Annotated in this window: 2 protein-coding genes; both read left to right on the top strand. The window is 58.0% G+C overall.

Going from position 1 to position 2,524, the window contains the following annotated elements; translation table 11 throughout:
• A partial coding sequence (locus ACOYNV_RS27410; protein WP_422902989.1) for a MipA/OmpV family protein occupies positions 1-648 on the top strand: 648 nt, incomplete at its 5' end.
• On the top strand, positions 632-2,194 hold the full coding sequence (locus ACOYNV_RS27405) for a hypothetical protein (RefSeq protein ID WP_422902988.1): 1,563 nt from the start codon (positions 632-634) through the stop codon (positions 2,192-2,194). The genes ACOYNV_RS27410 and ACOYNV_RS27405, both read left to right, overlap by 17 nt.
• The last annotated feature ends 330 nt before the right edge of the window (positions 2,195-2,524 follow it).

Raw genomic sequence — 2,524 nt, 5'->3', positions numbered from 1 at the left:
GCGGACCATTCGGGCAGCGATGCGCCAGAAGCGTCCGTCATGCCCGCATTGGAATACCAATGGGCCAATGGCTGGTTTGTTGGAACCAATCGCGGTGTAGGCTACAACTTTTCAAAGGATCTGACCCTGCAATATGGCCTGGGTCTGGGCGTTGACTTCGGCCGAAAGGAGAGCGCCACCGGACCACTGGCGGGCATGGGCAGCATTGATGCCAAGGTGGAATATGGTGCCTTCTTGAATTACGCACCAGACCGCCATTGGCGACTTTCTTCGTTGCTGCGGTACGGGTCCGGCGACACCGGAGAGGGAGCGTCGGCAAACTTTGGTGCCAACTACGCCATGGACATCGCGCCCCAATGGCGTCTGGATTGGGGTGTCGCCACCACCTGGGCCAATTCGCAGTCCATGCAGCCCAACTTTGGCGTGAATGCAACGCAGTCACAACAGAGCGGCCATTCGGTGTATTCACCAACATCAGGCTTGCGTGATGTGAGTTCGAGTCTGAACCTGAGCTACCAGGTCACACCAAAAATTTCTTTATCCGGTGGCCTCAAAGCAACCAGCTTGATCGGCGACGCAAGGAACAGTCCCATCGTCACGAGCCCACAAACGGTGTCAGGCAGTCTGTCCGTTGGCTACACATTCTGAATCCAGTGATGAAACCAAGATGCAATCGTATTTGAAAGTTCCGCCACTTCTGTGGATCATGCTGGTTGCGGTGGCGGGACGGGCTTGGCTGCTGTTCAGCACTCCCTATATGCCGGGTGTGAACGGTGCCTACTACCTCATCCAGGCCAGGGCTATCCTGGAACGGGGCGTTTTGGGTATACCGGATTTGCCACTGACGTTCTACTTGCAGGCAGGGCTGTCCTGGCTGCTTGCCAGGGCAGGCGGTATGGTGATGACGGATGCCATCATGGTTGCCGTGAAGACCTGCGATGCGGTGCTACCCGTATTGGTCGCCTGGCCGGTGTTTGTGCTGGTGCGGCGTTGGGCGATTGCGAGAGGCCAGGGCGATGCGGTCCCGCTCGCTGCCGCAGCGCTGGCCTGTCTGTCGATGCCGTGGTTCATCGTGGTGGGTGAACTGCAGAAGAACTCGCTGGCGATGGTGTGGTTCGCGCTGCTCGTGACAAATTTGCATGGTTGGCTGCTGCAACCGACTCGCAGGCGCGCATTGGCATTGGTGGCCGTGTTGCTCCTGCTGGGGTTGACACATATTGGCGTGCTGGGTGCCAGTGTGGTGGTAACGGCTGCAACCGCACTGGCATTTCTCCTTCGTCAATCGCAGGGTGTGCGCTGGAAACGGATCCTGCCCATGATGGGCGTGGGGGTTCTGATTCTGCTGGCGACCTCGGCATTGGTGGTCTGGAAATTTGACCCGTCCCGTATCCAGCGCCTGGGTTCAGCGTTCACCGATCCTTTTCAATTCTCCTGGGAGGGACGGCAGCAACCTGGTCAGGGCCGTATGTGGCTCAATCCGGACGGTTTGCTCCCCTTCCTCGGATTTGCGATCGCTATCGCTCCCTCGTTAATCGTCGTCTGGTACAGACGTATTCAGCTCGAAGCGGCCGATTTCGCCGTGGTGACCGGTTGCGCGCTGACCGTTCTCATGATGACCGGTCCGTGGTTCAGCCCGGATAAGTCCATGCGCTTCTACCTGATTGCTTTTCTCCCAGCGATATGGGGCGTGTCTTTTGGTCTGACGCACATGGATAGAAATGCATGGCGGCAGACAGTGCTTGGCGTAATCGTACTCACTGGCCTGGGAGGTTCGGCCTGGATCCTGATCCCGGGCGGAAAGCCGATTCTGGAAGAGGCAACCATGGTGGAGCTGGAGAATCTGGCCTGGCATATACAGGATCGGGACCATACCCTTGTCGTTGCAGATCACGGTGTCGAGTGGTGGAGCGCCTGGTTCCTACACACCCATATTGCCCAGCCCCAGGCGCTTTCCCCGAATGTCTGGGGGCGCTACAAGACCGTCCTGTTCCTGAAAGTAAAGACCGGGGTGGTCAGTCTGTCTGGCCGTGGCGGGTCTCGGCCGAGCCGCATATCAGGTGCGCCGCCCGGTCATCCCATGCCGCTGCCCGGGATTGCGGAGGACTCCGAACTGATTTATGACGGCGCAACCCTGCGGCTTGAAAAATTCCACCATGCGACTCAATTCGCGTCAGCGCGTGTTTCGCCTCCCTGATTGCGTCGATCCGTGCACGCAACCGTCATGGGCAACGTGGCTATTGCAAGGCATCGCCGTGCAAACCACACAATTTCCTCACAATTGCTTTTCACAATCTGTCACAAGACAGCAACAACGAAACTGACCGAAAGAAAAGGAACCCTTCCGTGATAACAAGTTACCAGTCAATTTACCTGCGATTCATCGCGCTAATGATCAGTTTCTTGGGAGCGTGTGGGTGGGCGAGCGGCGCACACAGTTCCCCTGAGTTTGCGTCTACCCAACCGGCGCCGCGCGTCGAGCATTGGCAGAAGCGTGAGGCAGCGATCAATGCCCATTTGCGCAGCA

The sequence above is a fragment of the Propionivibrio sp. genome, assembly GCF_049316945.1.
GTDB lineage: Bacteria > Pseudomonadota > Gammaproteobacteria > Burkholderiales > Rhodocyclaceae > Propionivibrio.
This window is presented reverse-complemented; position numbering and strand designations above follow the sequence as displayed.